This is a genomic window from Micromonospora costi, assembly GCF_003626655.1.
GTDB lineage: Bacteria > Actinomycetota > Actinomycetes > Mycobacteriales > Micromonosporaceae > Micromonospora > Micromonospora costi.
Map to the genome: position 1 here is coordinate 135,309 of NZ_RBAN01000002.1, position 16,235 is coordinate 151,543.

Annotated in this window: 15 protein-coding genes and 2 pseudogenes; 8 read left to right on the forward strand and 9 right to left on the reverse strand. The window is 66.2% G+C overall.

The annotated features are described in order from the left end of the window. Nucleotides 1-417: 417 nt before the first annotated feature. Nucleotides 418-1,350 (reverse strand): HNH endonuclease, encoded by a 933-nt coding sequence (locus D7193_RS34830; protein WP_120779506.1) that lies wholly within the window; start codon nucleotides 1,348-1,350, stop codon nucleotides 418-420. Between the two features lie 556 nt (nucleotides 1,351-1,906). Between D7193_RS34830 and D7193_RS11535 the strand changes: the two genes are divergently transcribed. Further along, the gene (locus D7193_RS11535) at nucleotides 1,907-2,365 is read left to right on the forward strand and encodes a hypothetical protein (protein ID WP_206611886.1); all 459 of its coding nucleotides are present in this window, start codon (nucleotides 1,907-1,909) and stop codon (nucleotides 2,363-2,365) included. Nucleotides 2,366-2,589: 224 nt separating this feature from the next. After that, nucleotides 2,590-4,041: a hypothetical protein gene (locus D7193_RS33210; RefSeq protein ID WP_147434368.1), complete on the forward strand. Its 1,452-nt coding sequence runs from the start codon at nucleotides 2,590-2,592 to the stop codon at nucleotides 4,039-4,041. 192 nt (nucleotides 4,042-4,233) lie between these two features. On the opposite strand, the gene D7193_RS33215 is transcribed toward D7193_RS33210, so the two are convergent. The 4 genes from D7193_RS33215 to D7193_RS11550 form a co-directional block, all read right to left on the reverse strand. Next, complete coding sequence (locus D7193_RS33215; RefSeq protein WP_147434369.1) at nucleotides 4,234-5,502, reverse strand: HEPN/Toprim-associated domain-containing protein; 1,269 nt, start codon at nucleotides 5,500-5,502, stop codon at nucleotides 4,234-4,236. Nucleotides 5,503-5,578: 76 nt separating this feature from the next. Then, nucleotides 5,579-6,814, reverse strand: a complete 1,236-nt coding sequence (locus D7193_RS11545) for a toprim domain-containing protein (protein ID WP_147434370.1) — start codon at nucleotides 6,812-6,814, stop codon at nucleotides 5,579-5,581. A gap of 140 nt (nucleotides 6,815-6,954) precedes the next feature. Beyond that, a complete protein-coding gene (locus D7193_RS33420; RefSeq protein WP_158674798.1) occupies nucleotides 6,955-7,098 on the reverse strand; it encodes a hypothetical protein in 144 nt (47 codons plus the stop codon). 386 nt (nucleotides 7,099-7,484) lie between these two features. After that, entirely contained in the window at nucleotides 7,485-8,429 is a 945-nt protein-coding gene (locus D7193_RS11550) for a helix-turn-helix transcriptional regulator (protein ID WP_120779509.1), read from the reverse strand. Between the two features lie 104 nt (nucleotides 8,430-8,533). Between D7193_RS11550 and D7193_RS11555 the strand changes: the two genes are divergently transcribed. The 3 genes from D7193_RS11555 to D7193_RS11565 all read left to right on the forward strand — a co-directional run bounded on the left by D7193_RS11555 (nucleotide 8,534) and on the right by D7193_RS11565 (nucleotide 11,293). Next, nucleotides 8,534-9,367 carry an NAD(P)H-binding protein gene (locus tag D7193_RS11555; RefSeq protein WP_120779510.1) on the forward strand — a complete coding sequence of 278 codons (834 nt, stop codon included), beginning with the start codon at nucleotides 8,534-8,536 and terminating at the stop codon, nucleotides 9,365-9,367. A 24-nt stretch (nucleotides 9,368-9,391) separates the two neighbouring features. Continuing rightward, entirely contained in the window at nucleotides 9,392-10,027 is a 636-nt protein-coding gene (locus D7193_RS11560) for a hypothetical protein (protein WP_120779511.1), read from the forward strand. A 120-nt stretch (nucleotides 10,028-10,147) separates the two neighbouring features. Further along, the gene (locus tag D7193_RS11565; RefSeq protein WP_120779512.1) at nucleotides 10,148-11,293 is read left to right on the forward strand and encodes an epoxide hydrolase family protein; all 1,146 of its coding nucleotides are present in this window, start codon (nucleotides 10,148-10,150) and stop codon (nucleotides 11,291-11,293) included. A gap of 401 nt (nucleotides 11,294-11,694) precedes the next feature. Here D7193_RS11565 and D7193_RS11570 read toward each other — a convergent pair. Continuing rightward, nucleotides 11,695-11,784, reverse strand: a pseudogene (locus tag D7193_RS11570) (transposase); the annotation flags it as partial. A gap of 201 nt (nucleotides 11,785-11,985) precedes the next feature. Here D7193_RS11570 and D7193_RS11575 point away from each other — a divergent pair. Beyond that, nucleotides 11,986-13,158, forward strand: coding sequence for an MFS transporter (locus tag D7193_RS11575; RefSeq protein ID WP_241562941.1), 1,173 nt, complete (start codon nucleotides 11,986-11,988; stop codon nucleotides 13,156-13,158). Then, nucleotides 13,115-13,426: pseudogene (locus tag D7193_RS34175) on the forward strand (hypothetical protein); the annotation flags it as partial. The gene D7193_RS11575 and the pseudogene D7193_RS34175, both read left to right, overlap by 44 nt. A 30-nt stretch (nucleotides 13,427-13,456) precedes the next feature. Here D7193_RS34175 and D7193_RS11585 read toward each other — a convergent pair. Next, entirely contained in the window at nucleotides 13,457-14,332 is an 876-nt protein-coding gene (locus tag D7193_RS11585) for a TrmH family RNA methyltransferase (protein WP_241563034.1), read from the reverse strand. 2 nt (nucleotides 14,333-14,334) lie between these two features. Beyond that, nucleotides 14,335-15,135 carry a phytanoyl-CoA dioxygenase family protein gene (locus D7193_RS11590; protein ID WP_120779514.1) on the reverse strand — a complete coding sequence of 267 codons (801 nt, stop codon included), beginning with the start codon at nucleotides 15,133-15,135 and terminating at the stop codon, nucleotides 14,335-14,337. A gap of 154 nt (nucleotides 15,136-15,289) precedes the next feature. Between D7193_RS11590 and D7193_RS11595 the strand changes: the two genes are divergently transcribed. Next, nucleotides 15,290-15,784 (forward strand): GyrI-like domain-containing protein, encoded by a 495-nt coding sequence (locus tag D7193_RS11595; protein WP_241562942.1) that lies wholly within the window; start codon nucleotides 15,290-15,292, stop codon nucleotides 15,782-15,784. A 39-nt stretch (nucleotides 15,785-15,823) separates the two neighbouring features. Here the strand turns inward: D7193_RS11595 and D7193_RS11600 are convergent, their stop codons facing one another. Beyond that, complete coding sequence (locus tag D7193_RS11600) at nucleotides 15,824-15,994, reverse strand: hypothetical protein (RefSeq protein ID WP_206611887.1); 171 nt, start codon at nucleotides 15,992-15,994, stop codon at nucleotides 15,824-15,826. Nucleotides 15,995-16,235: the final 241 nt, after the last annotated feature.

Here is a 16,235-nt window from a genome sequence, read left to right on the forward strand (position 1 = left end):
TACGACCGGCGGCCCTTCAGGCCTGCGAGGGCTTGGGCCTGGCCCTTGTTGACCCCGATGGCTCCGGCCGCCTCGACCCCTCGCTTGTAAGTTCCGGGCGCGTCGTCCGACGGGGTCCATCCGCGTCTGCGACCTCGGGAGACTGTCCGCGCCCGACCGCCGGCGGCTGCCCTCGTCCGGGATCGTTGCTGTCACCGTAGCTGTCGACAGCCGTTGCCTGACTCCCACACTGCCAGGGGTCTCCCGGATCGCCCTGGCGTGCGCTCGTCGTGACCCGCGGCCAGGAGGGCACCTCCCCGCCAGTCCCTGTAGATTTCTCTCTGCGACTCATCGACCTGGCACGGATCTGGCACGTTGCGCCTCCTGAGTGTCTCGTAGGTCCAAGCCGACCACACCCTGAACTTCCGAGGACAGGAGTCAGGGCTGATGCGCGTCGTTTGCGTTCTTGCGTGAGACGTTGCAGGTGAGATGCGCCAGACGGAGATTCGACCGCTCATCCGTCCCGCCATTCGACACATGGACCACGTGATCGACCGAGCCCGCCCACCGATGCGGCCAGTACAGCGAAGGATCTACTGGCAGCTCACACAACCAACACTTCCAGCCATCCTGACCCCCGAGCTTCTCAACCCAACTCCGCTTATTGACGCTGCCCGCGATGCGACCACTGGGTTTGCAACGCTTGCCGCAGTACTTGCGAACGGCGCTGCCTCCGGGGTCAAACTCCTTGCCACACGTAACGCACGACCGCATGCCGAACTGGTATTGCGGCTGCCGCACTCGCGGCCGGTTTTTCGAGATCAGCGGATCCCCGTACCGCCACCAGCGGTAGTAGTGCCGGGAGCAAAGCCCGCGGCCGTTGGTGACCTCGTCGCACCCCTCGATCGTGCACTTTCGCACCGACTGAGGCGGCTCGAACTCGGCGTCGCCGAAACGTCTCCAGCGCTGGTAATGGGCTCCGCACAGGCCTCGCGAGTGGGCTCCCTCCACGCAGCCGTCGACCGAGCATGTCGCGCGAGGAGGCAGATGAGCCCGACTGCGGGCATAGTGCTTGGCACACAAACCGCGACCATGTACAGGACTCGCGCAACCTTCTGCCGTACATTCGCTGGGCTTGCGAGGAAGTAGAGGGGCACCGCGCCGCTCCGCGTAATAGTGGCGACGGCATAGGTCCTTCGCGAGGCTCTTGTCGCCACAGTCGGCAACGCGACACACGATGGACTGCTCCCGCTTGCCCGGCACCAACGGATCGCCATGTACCTTGTATCGCGAATAGTGCATCTCGCACCATCCGCGTTTCCGTGAGGGCTTGGAGCAACCGTCGATGCTGCAACTTCGACCTACTGTCATCCTGCAGCGCCCCCAAAGACCGTCGTCGCGCCTCCCGCTGGCGTTTAGTGTAAGCGCGGACTATTTCCGTGGGTGCTGCTGGTCGTCGTCGGTCATCCCTGGTCGGCGGTTGACGACCCAGCAGACCCGCCGCTTGTAAGGCGCGTCCGGCGATGGTCGCCGCGTCCACCACCGTTCGGGGCATCCGGGGGCTTCCTCCGATCCGTCCGCTGATGTTCGCCGCTGATCGGCTCGGTTGATGTCACCTGCGGATGTCACGCACGGGCCGAGCCCACACCGCCAGGAACCGGCACATGCCGAGATCACCACCGGCCGACCGGTCCGCTGATGTACGGGGCGGTCCGGCCGGGTAGAGCCTCTTGGCTACTCGCATGGCTACTAGGTCGGCTGCGCCGCAATGCACAGGGACTCGGGACCGCAACACCTTCGAGGGCTTGCGCCGAGTCTCGGCCGCCGGCAAGATTCACACACCGAGACCTAGCCGGAGGACACGGCAACACAGCTCCGACGCAACCCGGGGCTTGCTCGTATGCGTACTTCGGTGCAGCATCCCGACATGCCCGACCCCTTCGGCTACATCGCCGACCTCGCACCTTGGTCCCCGTGGATGCCCTTCGCACAGCCGATCCAGCAAGCACCACGCTTGCCCGGCGTGTACCTTGCGCGCCAGACGGCAAACGGACCGCTGGTCTATGTCGGGATGGCAGGCGAGCGGCGGGGCCGAGGTATTAAGGGCCGCCTCACGGTCTACTACCGGGGCAAGGCGGCCGTCAGTGGACTCGGCGAGGCAGCCCTCGATCGCGCCCTTGCTGACTTGCAGTGGCTACGGCAGCGGGTGGCCGAGGTAGAGGCGGGACAGGCGCGTCGGGCGGCGTCGTGGGCTCAAGAGGCTATCCACCACGCAGACCTCCACATCAGCTGGGCAACGACGGCTGACAGAGAATCCGCCGTCGCTCTCGAACGCCGAGCGCTTGCAACTCTCGTCGACGCCTCTCTCTGGAACCGCGACCGGTGACTCACGACTCACGCAGGCTGCGTGTCGCGGTGATGGCACCGATGGTACGTCCGGCTTTGGTGCTCTATCGCGGCGCGCCAGTGGCACGAGCCGATGCGATGGCTAGACAGCAGCGCCTAAGCTGGGTCGGCACTAGCCCGCGCCGATGTGGCATCGCCCCTAGGACAGCCGGCACGTTGGCGTCTCTACTAGAAAGATCGGGGATCGTAGTGGACGGTGCAGGCATGAAGCCGTTTTTCTTGTTCATCGGCACGACGTTGTCCGAATCGTCCACGAGTCAACTCAAGGCTGCCGGTATTCCATACCGACAGAAGATGCTTGAGTCTGGGCCAGACAACTGGCGAGAGATTATTAGGATTCTCGAGCTACCTAATCTGGCCGGCGTGGTAATGAAGCTGACGAACCCAGTTTATAGGTTGTTGGCAAGACCGGACCGACGGGATCTGGCGGAACAGGTCCTAATGGCCACGGCGCGCGTCCGGCATATCACTTTTGTGCATGAGTCGACGCTCGAAGCGGAGATGCGATCTCGTAACCCCGAGGGAAATGACCAGGAGCCGGAGTCCGCAGAGAGCCCAGAGCCTCCACCTTGGCATGCCTTGGAGCCAGATGACCCATGGCGCTCGGTTGACGACTCGCTGGACGGAGAAAATGGGTCTTTCGCGTACCACCCGGGCCGCTTTACGTTCGAACTTCCACAGCCTGAGACGCTGATATTCGTAGGTGACCTCATCAGGAAGTGCGCCCTGAACCTTGTTCCTTACAAGAGGAACGCTGAACTCTCCGTTATGGCGCGAAGCTTCATCGATCAGGCCGATAAGCACCTCCTCTTTCGCGTCTACATTCCCGAGGGGAGGCTCTGGGCGAATGAATCCGACAAGCTCTTTTCTCTTTTCCGGGACTGGTTAACTCGCGTGAAGCGTCAACGAGTGCGACAGGACGGTTACAGCACAGGCCATGGTCGCGTGTACGAGTTCTACGCAGAGAGTCCGGGAGTCTGGTCGACCCTGGGACAGGAATTCTCTGAGTTCTCAAGTTTTTTGTCCCTCTGTGCTCAGGAACCCGAAGCAGCGACCAGGGCTCTCGAAGCGAGGCATATCGATAGTCGATCTGTCGTGCAAATTGTTGAGCGGTACAGCAAAGAGGCGAGACGGCTCCGAGTCGACATTAAGCACGACTTGGAATCCAAGGTGTTGTCGATACGGCATCAGCTTGAGTCGGAACTATTGGATGCTGGGGTGTCCGAGGAGGATATAGGTAGACTCGCCAACGCCGTCGTGCCTCGATTTGACGGTTTGTCGTCCGCCATCAATTCCGCTCTTGGCGGCGAGTCCACTATGGGTAGACCGGAAGTCGTAAATGTAAATGTCAGCCAGCAAGTCATCGGCACGGTAAATGGCCTTGCCGTGCAGCACTTCCAGGGAACCTCGAAGTTTGGAACCGAGGCCAAGGAAATTCTTGCGCTTATCGAGGCTCATGCGGGGTCCCGCACGGAGGAGTTGGTGTCATCTCTGCATGAGTTGGAAGACGATGACGCCAGAGCCGAGGACAGGCTGACCGCCAAACAGCGGCTGAAGAATTTTCTGTATTATGTTGGTGGTCAAGCAGGGAACCTCGGGACGAGCCTCCTACAGAAGTACCTGGAACTCCGGCTCGGGCTTGGCGGTGGCAGTTGACGTGTCAGCCGACGCCACTTACCGCTTAATCGTATCAATGGTGCAGTCCCAACGTATGGCACAGGCTGGCGTCGATCATGATTTATGCCGAACATTCGGCGCCCTCGGAAACTCGCACGGCTAACCGGCCCGTCCTTAGCATCAAGCCTGACCATATCCCGGGCCTGGCCCCTCGTGGATTGACGAAAGCGTTTAGGAGGCGCTGTGAGCAGCAGCGACCAAGGTATCGGCAACCCGACGAATCCCCTCCCAGCCCGCAACGTCGCTTGGCCGCGCCCTCGCTAGCGCTTCTTCGATGTTCTTCTGAACTATTGCCTTATTCGTCAACTCCCCCTGATAATCCTGTACCTTTGGATTGAATGAACTCCAGCGCACTGGTATCGGGGCCCCGTGGAGATCCTTCAAGCAGTCCCTTCCGAAGTAAAATTCAATCGAGCATGCTCGACCGTTCAAGTCATCAAACCGGCCGCCAGACGGCCCAAGGGTTGGGTATGAGCGAACATATTCGAGGTCAGGCAACCTGCACACTTGGAACCGTGTGGGCAGGCCTAGCCTAATCAGCTCGGTTTCCGCCATACGTCCCGCAGCGTCGTTATCGAGAAGAGCGACGACACGATTCATAACACCAGCGGCAGCGAAGCTTTTCATATTGTGAACGACACGATCCGTTCCGCCGGCCATATTGGTCGAGTCGAAATCTAAGAACCGGAAGTAGCCAGCGACGTCCGGGCGGACGAGCTGTAGCGCGCGTAGGAGAACCCGAGCATCGAATCGGCCTTCTGTTACTACAATTATCGAACCACTGCTGGCAGTTTCCTCTGCAAGCTCCTGCAATGCTGTCGATGTAATCGATTCATTCCGAGTGAAGTAGCCGGCTCCCAGCAGGTCGTGCAGGTCCAGGCGTAGGACCTTGTTTGCGTTCTGCCCGTCGAGCAGAAGCGAGAGCAGCATTCTCTGGTCGTCATACAAATCGAAGAAGATGTCGATTTCTTGGAGAGCTGCCTTCTGTAACCTCGATAGGCCATTTCCGCGGCCGTTCAACTCCTCAACGCACGCGCCCAGGCCAATCCTTAGCGTCTCCTGACACGATGCCTCGAACTTTTCGACTGCCCCGCCTCTCCCGATGCTTACGAGTTTGTCGACGCCGTCATCCCTGCGGAACTCTTCCAAGCTCTCCACAAGTCGCCGCTCGCATTTCGCGACGGTGAAGCCCATCAAATCCAATCTTCTCCGGACAACACCAACCCGCGCTTTATACCCGAAGAATCCCGAGGTGTCAGATGGCGGCTCTACGAGCAGGTCCCGTTCTGATTCACGGTCATCACCCTCAAGCCACGCGGCCCACCTTGAGTGCACGTACTTGTCGGGTTCCTGAAATAGCGTCAGAAGCTTGATCGGGAGCTCGTTCTTGCCTAGCATCATCAAGTCGCCTGATAGGTATAGGCGCCAGCGATCACCCACGACTTACTCCACATGTACGGATCGTTTGCCGTTGCCTCTTGCTAGCGGCAATCAACCGGGGTTGCGAATTAGCAGATCACCTTCTGCCGGCGACTGCGCAAAGCTGCTGTATGACGAAATCCGCAAGGACTGCCAGACTCGTCCAGTCATCAGCCGGCTCCAAGGCGCCCGATCGTGCACGCTTAAGCTTCTTCTCAAATCTTGATTGAATTCCGGCCTTCTCAACGACGGATCCCTGATAGACACCCAGTCGACGATTGTGCCCGGTCCACTCGACTGGAAACAATTCACCGTCATCCTGCATAAGACAATCCATGCCAAGGAAATGCTCAATTGACAGCGCCCGTCCGTTGATATCCACTCGCGCCGGGCCGGTCGGACCGACCGTGGGGTAGGCACGCGCGAATTCCATCGCGGGATAGACCGCATACCCAATATTATTTGGCAACTTGTCCTTGCCGAGAAGATCTACTGCCTCCACCCCGGCTGCATCATTATCGAACAATCCTACAACTGTGTTCGGGATCTCCAACTGCGCAAGGGTCCTCAGTGTGCGACGCAACCCCCCAGCGCCACCTTCCGCCCCTTGCGAGAAGTCAGCTATGGACAGGCAATCCATGTACTCAGGACGCTGGATTTCGAATGCCGCTCTGATTGCTTTGCAATCGAATGAACCTTCAACCAACACGATAGGCTTAGTGTTTTTCCATGCAAGCGCGCTGCGATAGCGGTCGAGAGAGGGCGCGAGCGGAAAATGATCCTCTTGCCACTCGACCTCGCCCGGAGTCAGGTCAAATAGCGCCTGTTGAAGGACGGAGACGTAGACCGGTTCGGACGGTCCAAACATCATCAGAGCGGTCCTGATTACAGTGGACTCACGAGGATAAGCCTCGTACTCGTCGACCCAATAGAGGACGAGATCGCGAGCCAATCGGGCCGACTCACTCGACCAGGCCGGCCACTGAAACCCCTTGCCTGTCTTCAGCACCTTTTTGAGATAGCGCGCAGACTCCTTGGCGGTGTAATTCTCCTCTGGATCATCCCATTCCGTCAGACCGCGGCTTAGGTCACGGACCCACTCCGTCCCGTAGGCAAGGAAGTCGCTGATGAACGACTGCTCCGTGAACCCGAGCATGTCCATTCGTTTCAAAAGAGTCGACCGCGAGAGCGGGATCCTTCTGCGGCTGGTTGGCCAGAGGTTATCTGACTCCCAAGCCTGCGAAAAGATAAGGAGCAGGGTGACGAGATCGGAAACGGGTAGATCGATTGAGGCTTCACGCTCGGCGCTGTGCAAGCTTGCGATCGGACTCACGACAACGCCTCTCCCTAGTACAGGAGCCGAGTATCGCCGAGATTACGCTCAGGCTCAACGGCGTTGCCGTCCCGGCCAGCGGCAGTTCGGCTGTGGCGCTCCCGACCTGCTCCCACGACCCGGCTGTCCACCGGGCGCCCTTACCCGAGGTCGACAGCCGGCGTGCCGCGCAGGTCGGCCGCGGCCTGGGCCAGCGCGGTCCGGGCGGCGAACAGTTCCCGCTGCAACGCCGCCAGCTCGGCGCGGGTGAACCTGCCGGTGTCGGGCTCGCCCTCGGTGGTCACGCCCCCGCGCGGCCGCCAGCGCCGACTCGCCGACGTACCCGGCGTTGACAGTTGTCGGCGCCGGCTGCGCGGCCGCGTCGGCCAGCTCCGTGTACTCGTCGGTGAAACGCACGTCGGTGCGGTGGTCCCGGCCGGGAGACCCGTACCGGCGAGACCGTCCTGTCACCCGCGGGATTGTGCCCGGCCGCCCCGCCTCGCCGAGCGGCGGCCCGGACTGTCCATCCCGACTAGGCCGTGCTCCCGCTCGATGACCCGTACCGCCGCCATGGTGCGCGGGTAGTCCGGGCTGTCGCGCCAGACCTCGCCATAGGCGTTTGCCCGACCCTGGGGTTGCCTCGGTCATGGCGTGTGGTCCGTGGTTGGTGCGGCATCGTTGATCAACCCGGTTAGTCCTCGGAGCTGGCGCGGGTGAGCCGTTGAGCGAGCGCGCGGATGTGGTCCTTGAGTTCGGGTGGGTCGAGGACTTGGAAGTCGATGCCCTTAAGAGCCACGAAGACGGCGATGCTGTCGAGCGAGTCGCCGCCGGCGTAGAAGAGGCAGCTGTCGGCGTCGCGGGGTTCGAGCCGGCCGGCGGTGGGTGAGGTGTGTTCGGCGACGGCGTCGAGTGGTGCGTGGAACAGGATGGTCGCCCGGTGCCGGTATGGGGCGGCGGTGAGCGCGTTGGAGACGTACGCGTGCACGCCCTCGGCGGGTTCGGGCCGGGGTGTGAAGCGCGGGCCGGGCTGGGGGGCGCGGTCGATGCGGTCGACGCGGAAGGTGCGCCAGTCGTCGCGGTCGAGGTCGAAGGCGAGCAGGTACCAGCGCCGGCCGGTGTGGACGAGGCGGTAGGGCTCGGCGCGGCGGGTGTGTTGCTGGTAGCCGAAGCGGATGCCTTCGTGGGCGCGGCAGGCGGCGGCCAACGTGGTGAGGAGCTCGGGGTTCACGGTGGGGCCGGGGCCGGTCAGCGGCAGGATGGCCGACTGCATCGCGCCGACGCGGTGGCGTAGCCGGGACGGCAGGACCTGTTCGAGCTTGGTGAGGGCGCGCAGCGAGGTCTCCTCGATCCCGGTGACTGTGCCGGTGGCGGCGGCGCGCAGACCGACGGCCACGGCGACGGCCTCGTCGTCGTCGAGTAGCAGGGGTGGGAGCGCGGCGCCGACGCCGAGCCGGTAGCCGCCGGTGGTGCCGGTGGCGGACTCGACGGGATAGCCGAGGTCGCGGAGCCGGTCGACGTCACGGCGCACGGTCCGGGTGGTCACGCCGAGGCGCTCGGCCAACTCGGCGCCGGGCCAGTCGCGGCGGGACTGCAACAGCGACAGCAGCCGCAGCAACCGTGCCGAGGTCTCGAGCATTCGCGTCCAATCTCCGCCAACTTGAGGACCGAGCCTGTCCTCAACGATCTCTAGGGTCACTCGTACGGGGCTCACCCCGGTACCGCGAAGCCAAAGGAGAACCCATGATCCTCGTCACCGGCGCCACCGGAAACGTCGGCGGCCACGTCCTCGCCCTGCTGGTCGCCAGCGGCCACGACGTGCGCGCCCTGAGCCGGTCCCCGCAGGCGGCCGCGTGGCCGGCCGAGGTCGGCGTCGTCGCCGGCGACCTGGCCGACCCCGCCGCGCTGGCCGCCGCCCTGGCCGGCGTGGAGTCGGTCTTCCTGTTCGCGGTGCCGGGCAGCGGGCCCGCCTTCGTCGCCGCCGCCCAGCGGGCCGGGATCCGCCGGGTCGTGCTGCTGTCCTCGGGCGCAGTCGACGACGAGGCGGAGGTCCAGGACGGGCCGATCGCCGCCTATCACGCCGAGATCGAGCAGGCGCTGCGCGGCTCCGGCCTGGCGTGGACGTTCCTGCGCCCGGACGTGTTCGCCGCGAACACCCTGATGTGGGCCGGGCAGACGAAGGCCGGCGACGTGATCCGCGGGGCCTACGCCGAGGCGGCGTCCGCGCCGGTGCACGAGGCGGACGTCGCCGCGGTCGCGGTGGCCGCCCTCACCGAGGACGGACACTCCGGCCAGGTCTACCGGCTGACCGGGCCCGAGTCGCTCACGCACGCGGAGCAGGCCGCCATCCTCGGCCGGGCGTTCGGCCGGCCGATCCGCTACGAGGAACTGCCCGCCGAGACGGTACGCCAGATGATGAGCGCCCACGTGCCGGCCCCGATCCTGGACGACATCCTGGCCACCTGGGCCGCCGCCGTTGGCCGTACCGCTGCCACCACCGCCGACGTCGAGAAGCTGACCGGTCGTCCCGCGCGCAGCTACCACGACTGGGCCCTCGACCACGCCGCCGCGTTCTGACCAGTGTTGAGGAGTAGTCGAGCCGTGACCCGCGTCTACCTGGAGAAGGGCCGAACGAAGATCGTCGCTTGCGCGCTGGACTGGCCCGGCTGGGCGCGCATCGGCACCACCGAGGACCGCGCCGTGGCCGCGCTGACCGCCTACGCCGACCGGTACCGGCTCATCACCGCCGATGCCGGGCTGACCTTCGACCCCGGCCCGGTCGAGATCGTCGACACGGTGACCGGCGTCAACACTACCGACTGGGGCGCGCCCGGCGTGCCTGTCGCCGAGGACAGTCGGCCCTACAGCGCCGCGGCGGCGCGCCGTAGCGCCGCGATCCTGCGGGCCGCGTGGCGAGCCCTCGACGAACTCGCCCAGACCGCACCGCCGACCCTGCGTAAGGGTCCTCGCGGCGGCGGACGCGACCGGGACGAGATCGTCACCCACGTCGTCGACAACGATCGCGCGTACGCCCGCAAGATCGGCATCCGGCACCGGCCGTTCACGCCCCAGGACCGCATCGCCCTGACCGCGCTTCGCACCGCGATCCTCGACGTCCTGGGCAACCCGGCCGACGGTGCGCCGCTCACTGGCGGCGGCTGGCCGCCGGCCTACGCCGCCCGCCGCTTCGCCTGGCACACCCTCGACCACGTGTGGGAGATCCAGGACAAGTCTTGAACACGCGCCGCGAACGAGCCTGCCATGCAGCATGGCGGGCTCGTTTCCGTTGTGCGATCACACAACAAGGCGGAAGCGTTGAGGACCGAACCTGTCCGCAGTGTGCGGCAGGCTGGACCCATGACGGCGATCAGCGAGTTCCGTATCGACATTCCCCAGACTGACCTCGACGACCTGCGCGAGCGTCTCACCCGCACCCGGTGGGGCGGGCAGCTGCCGGGCGCGGCGTGGGAGCGCGGCGTGCCAGTCGGCTATCTGCGGGAACTGGCCGAGCACTGGGCCACCACATACGACTGGCGCACCCACGAGGCGGAGCTCAACGTCCACCCGCAGTACGTCACCGACATCGACGGGCAGCAGTTGCACTTCGTCCACGTGAAAGCTGCCGAACCCGGCGCATTGCCGCTGCTGCTGGCACACGGGTGGCCAGGCTCGATCGTGGAGTTCCTCGACGTCATCGGCCCGCTGACCGACCCACGGGCACACGGCGGCGATCCGGCCGACGCGTTCGATGTGGTGATCCCGTCGCTGCCCGGATTCGGGTTCTCCGGACCGCTGTCCGGGCCGGGCTGGGACAGCCGGCGGATCGCGACCGCGTTCGCCGAACTGATGCACCGCCTCGGCTACCAGCGGTACGGCGCGCAGGGCGGCGACTTCGGCGCGTTCGTGGCACCGGACCTCGGCCGGGTCGATCCGCAGCACGTGGTCGGCGTGCACGTCAACGCCGCCACGATGGGCTTCATCCCGTTCGGTGAGCTCAGCGAGGCCGAGCTGGCCGAGCTCACCGACGCGGAACGGGCGCGCGTGGCGCGGATGAAGGCGTTCCTGGGTGAGGGCAACGGGTACTTCCAGATCCAGGCGACCCGTCCGCAGACCCTGGCGTACGCACTGCTCGACTCGCCGGTCGGGCAACTGGCCTGGATCGTCGAAAAGTTCAAGGAATGGACCCACGGCGACCTGCCCGAGGAGTCGGTCGACCGGGACCGGATGCTCACCAACGTCATGCTCTACTGGCTGACCGGCACGGCCGGCTCCGCAGCGAACCTCTACTACGAGAGCATGCACACCCGCAACTGGCCCACACCGAGCGAGGTACCCACCGGCGTCGCCGTGTTCGCCGAAGACATCGCTATCCGCCGGTACGCGGAGCGCGGCAACACCATCGTGCACTGGTCGGAGTTCGACCGAGGCGGACACTTCGCCGCCATGGAGGCACCCGACCTGCTCGCGCAGGACATGCGCACCTTCTTCCGCCGCTTCCGCTGACCCCCGGGGTGCGTGCGGACGCGCCCAACAGCCAACCAGCGAAATCAACGGCAACGCTGGTCAGAACCATCTGGAGTTCAGCCCCAGCGAACGCTACGGGCGGGCCAACGGCCGGCTCGGCGTGACGTCCCGGCCAGGAAGCCTTCCACTGGACGGCAGCACCGTTGCCACTCAGAGAAGGACCGCCTACGAAGAACAAGATCACGGTGCGCTCGGCCCAACATGCCCTGCTCGTCGGTGCCATCTCGGACAGCGCCCACGACGCATCCGAAAAGTAGGTCGGGACTCCGAAGCGTTCGAGCGGACAGGACTGGTGGCCCCATCCTGGCGTACCTGGCAGCAGGTCATGTCCCTGGCATCGGGGCAGGCGCGGGTGCTGGCCGACGAGGCGGATGATCGCCGGCCGGCCGGTTGGGGAAGATCCCGACGAGGTCGGTGCGGCGGCGGATCTCATTGTTCAGCCGTTCCTGCGGGTTGTTCGACCAGATCTGGCGCGTGGGCCGCGTGCGGGCCAACAACAGTGGCGCGCAGCGGGCACAGGCGGTCACGAGGCGGAATCAGTGGCTGCGTCTCGGGCAGTCACTATGTCGTCCCAATCCCGCCAGACCACCGGGGCCGGCTCTTCCTACGGTCGTCGGGTGAATACTCATCCTGCCGACGCAGCCCGGACCCCTCCTCGCATCAGCGGCCTCGTGGTGCTGTTCATGTCGATCGCGGCGGCCCTGGGGACATCGACCATCTATCCGATGCAGCCAGCAATAGCTCAGGTGGCGGACTCGTTAGGCTCGCCGGTCGCTGCTCTCGGGGTCGCGCTCGCCTGCGGACCGACCGGGTACCTGGTCGGCCTCTGCCTGCTCGTCCCGCTCGTTGACCGATACCCGCCTGGGCGGGTCCTCGCAGCCCAGTTCGGGGTTATGGCAGCAGCGCTCGCGGCGAGCGCCGCCGTGGGCGGCGTGCTGGCGCTGGGCGCGGCGATCGGTGTGGTCGGTGCCTGTTCGGCGGTGGGCGCCGGCCTCAGCTCCGTCGCCGGCCGTTTGGCTCCGCCGCATCGGCGCGCGACGGTTCTGGGGTTCGTGACCGCTGGCATCTCCGCTGGAATCCTCGCAGGCCGGATCGTTGGCGGATGGCTCGCGGATGAGATCGGCTGGCGTCAGATGCTCCTGGTCTTCGCCGCCGCCTCGGCGCTCGTCGCTGTGTGGTGCCTGACGGCGCTCCCCGCCGTGCGCGGCACAGCGGCCGGCGACTACCTCTCCAGCTTGCGTTCCCTTCCCAGGCTGTTCGTCCGGCACGCGACACTCCGGGTTGCCGCGCTCCGCGGCGCCCTGTGGTTCTTCGCCTTCTGCGCGGTGTGGGCCGGGCTCGCCGTAGCTCTCTCACAACCCCCGTACACGTACCCGGCCGAGCGGATCGGCCTGTATGCCCTGGCCGGACTTGCGGGCATTCCCGCCACTCAGGTCGCGGGCGCCTGGACAGACCGCGTAGGTGCCCGTCGCGTCATCCTCGCGGGCCTGGTGTCGGCTGGGCTGGCCGCGGCCGTCATGGGCTTCAGCCTCGCGAACACCGTCGTGGCCCTGATCTGCTTGGCCCTCTTCGACGCCGGCCTGTTCGCCGCTCAGGTGGCCAACCAAAGCACGGTCCTCGCCATCGATCCTGCAGCACCGGCACGGTGCAACAGTGCGTACATGTCGGTGTACTTCGTCGGAGGAAGCCTCGGGACCGCCTTCGGCGCTGGCTCAGTCGAATGGTTCGGCTGGCCGGCCACCGCGGTGATTACCCTGGCAGCGATCTCGGTTGCCGGGACGATCACGGCGTTCACGCGTCATGCGTCCACGGGCCTGGTCCCGGTCGGCCAGCAGGCGAGATGACGATGGGCACACCGACCTGAGCCAGGACAATCACCGGTACCTGCTGCCCACAAGACGACAAGCAGCACCGCAGCGTCCACTCGCCTGCGAGTCCGTGAGCCATGGCCGGTTGGCCCGACTGACCGTCGTGGTCACCGCAGCGGTGTGTGCCGTGGTGGCCGGCTACCGCTCGTACGCCGGGATCGCCGAATGGGTCGCCGACGTGCCGGCCACGACGGCTGTCGCTCTGGGCATGACTCCCGACCGGCGCCCATCGGAGGCGATGATCCGTCGACTGCTGCAGGCCATGGACCCGCAGCTACTGTCCACGGCCATCGGTGTCTGGCTCGCCAGCCGGGCCACCGCCACCACCTCGACGACCGGCCAGGCTGCTGCTCCGCTGGCGTGCCGACTCGTAGAGCACTACGGTCGCGGCGGCCGCCGCGTTCAGGGAGCTGGCGGCCCCGGACATCGGGATCCGGACGAGCTGGTCGCAGGACTCCCGCCAGCCGACGCTGAGACCGGTGGTCTCGTTGCCGATCAGGAGCAGCGTGGGCTGCGTGAGGTCGTATTCGGCGGCATCCAGCGCGCCGTGCTCGTCGGCCCCCACGACGCCGATGCCGATGCCGTTGGCGCGAAGGTCAGCGACCCAGGACAGCACGGCCTGGGGTGAGGGCGTCCGGACCACGGGCAGAGCGAACAGCGAGCCGGTGCTCGCCCGCACCACCTTCGGGTCGTACACGTCGGCGGCATGGCCTGTGACGATCACGCCGGACGCGCCGAAGGCGTCCGCGGACCGGATGAGGGTCCCGATGTTGCCGGGGCTGGTGGGCCGGTCGAACACAACGGTGAGCATGGTCGGCCCGGCCGGGATGCGGCGCAGGTCGTCCTCCGGCAGCCCGACCACGGCCAGCAGCTCCGGAACCGCGTCCGCCTTGCCTCCCAGCTCGTGCATCAGTTCACGGGAGACGGCGAACTTCTCGGCCCGGGCCGTGTCCAGGGCCTCACGTGCCCAGCCGGACAGCTGAACGTCGGTGTCGTAGAGCAGCTCCCGGATCTGCCAGCCGTGTTCGATGGCCATGGCGATCGGGCGTACGCCCTGCACGAAGAACTCGCCGCGGCGCTGGCGCTTGGTCCGATTCCGCAGCAGAGCCTCCCACTGCTGGAATCGCGCGTTGCGGCCACTCACCCGCACCTTCACCGCCTTCCTCGCACGTCGGGGCCAGGGGTGTCCTGCCCGAGTCCTCGGCGGATCGCGATTTCCACGGGCGAGTACGCGCCGTCGGCCCGTTCCAGCTCGTACGGCGCGGCCGGCATCAGCGGCGGCTGGGCCATGAAGCGCGGCCGCGTCCCGTGATGCGGTTGCGCCGCGTGCACCAGGAACGGATGGCACAGGAAGACATCGCCCGGGGACCCGGTGGCCAGGGCGAGTGGCCGGTGATCGGACGCCGCCACCAACTCGGGCGCTAGGTCCAGCCCGCTCGCCCCGTCCTCCCCGTACTTCTCCAGCACCTGCGGCACGTCGAGGTGTGAGCCGACGCGGATCCGGGTCGGGGCGTCCTCCTCGCCGACCTCGCTGAACAGGAACAGCATCAGCAGCGCCCGGCCCCGGGAGTACAGATTCGTGAAGTACCAGGTCGCACCCTCCGGCAGGTAGCTGCCCTCGATGTGCCAGCCCGCGTCGTTCGGCTCCTCCCGGTGCGGGAAGCGCAACGGGAACGTGCCCAGCGAGTAGCGCGGCTCCCAGCGTCCCGCGCCGACGAGCATGTCGTACGCGTGATGGAGGAACGGGGAGTTGGGTGCGGCGGCGAACGGCCCCTGCGCCATGCCGGGCACCCAGTGCACGGGCTGCGTCCACGTGGCGGGGTCGTCCGGGTCGCAGCCCGTCTCCCGCCACAGCAGCCGCGCGCAATCCGCGGCCACGCGCGGTGCGACGGCACCCGCCAACTTCACGAAGCCGTCGCGAACGAACCGGGATACCAGGGTCGTGTCATCCATGGCCCCATCCTGCGGCGACACCGATCCCGATCGCCCGACACTTTCCGCGCCGCTTCTGTCGGGTGTGCCGCAACAGCGCTCGGGCACGATACGCAGGCACTGTCGCACCGCAGCACAGCTCAGGTTCCGCCCAACTGTCGAAGGGAGCGAACCCATGGAGACGCGCATCGTCGACCGTCCCGCGTTCCGGCTCGTGGGGCACGCTGCCCGGGTTCCGCTCATCTACCGAGGCGTCAACCCGTACATCCAGCGGCACATCGCCGCGCTGCCGGCGGAGGAGCACCTGCGGTTGAAGGCGCTCGGCGACACCGACCCAAGCGGGCTGCTCGCCGTCTGTGACGACGTCGACGCGGACTACGACGAGGGCAGCGAGCTGACCTACCTGCACGGGGTCGCCGTGTCCCCGCGTACGCCGATCCCGGACGACCTCGACGTCATCGAGGTCCCGGCCGGTCGATGGGTGGTCATCCGGGCGGCGGGTCCGCATCCGCAGACCCTGCAGAAGACCTGGGCCACGGCCGCCGCCGAGTGGTTTCCCTTCCACCCGTGGCGGCTGCGGCCGGGCCCGGAGATCGTCGCGGTGCCCGAGCCGACGAACGACCTCAACGACGCGACCCGTGAACTCTGGCTGCCCGTCGAGCCGGCGTAGCGAATCGGTGAACATTCGGCCGGCACTGCAGGTCACCGGTCAGTCGGCCTCGACCGGTGCCTCGCCGAAGACGGCGAAGCTGACGACCCAGTAGGCAACGTAGAGGCCGAGCAGCACGTCTCCGTGCCAGCGCCGCAGCCGGCCGGTGGAGAGCAAGCATGCTGCGAGGGCGGTCATGCCGACGAGCACCGGCAGGTGCCAGGAGAGCACCTCGTCGTCGACGACGACGCTGCCACCGGCGAGCAGGGCCCCGGCAAAGTCGTCAGGTGATGCCGAGTAGGGCCAGCGGGCGGGTGCTGTCGCGGGCGTGACAGGTAGTGCAACCAGAAGGCGGGGTATCCCACCACGCCATCTGCCGCATACACGGTTGCATCGCACTCGGTGGCGTAATCAAGCGGGGCCATGGTGGTATAGCCGGGGATCGTGAACGCGGACCCGATGGTCAACTCCA

Bases quoted from the DNA above. Each gene is read 5' to 3' on its own strand.
- D7193_RS34830 (WP_120779506.1), bottom strand. From the start codon at position 1,350: ATGACAGTAGGTCGAAGTTGCAGCATCGACGGTTGCTCCAAGCCCTCA.
- D7193_RS11535 (WP_206611886.1), top strand. From the start codon at position 1,907: ATGCCCGACCCCTTCGGCTACATCGCCGACCTCGCACCTTGGTCCCCG.
- D7193_RS33210 (WP_147434368.1), top strand. From the start codon at position 2,590: ATGAAGCCGTTTTTCTTGTTCATCGGCACGACGTTGTCCGAATCGTCC.
- D7193_RS11550 (WP_120779509.1), bottom strand. From the start codon at position 8,429: ATGCTCGAGACCTCGGCACGGTTGCTGCGGCTGCTGTCGCTGTTGCAG.
- D7193_RS11555 (WP_120779510.1), top strand. From the start codon at position 8,534: ATGATCCTCGTCACCGGCGCCACCGGAAACGTCGGCGGCCACGTCCTC.
- D7193_RS11565 (WP_120779512.1), top strand. From the start codon at position 10,148: ATGACGGCGATCAGCGAGTTCCGTATCGACATTCCCCAGACTGACCTC.
- D7193_RS11590 (WP_120779514.1), bottom strand. From the start codon at position 15,135: ATGGATGACACGACCCTGGTATCCCGGTTCGTTCGCGACGGCTTCGTG.
- D7193_RS11595 (WP_241562942.1), top strand. From the start codon at position 15,290: ATGGAGACGCGCATCGTCGACCGTCCCGCGTTCCGGCTCGTGGGGCAC.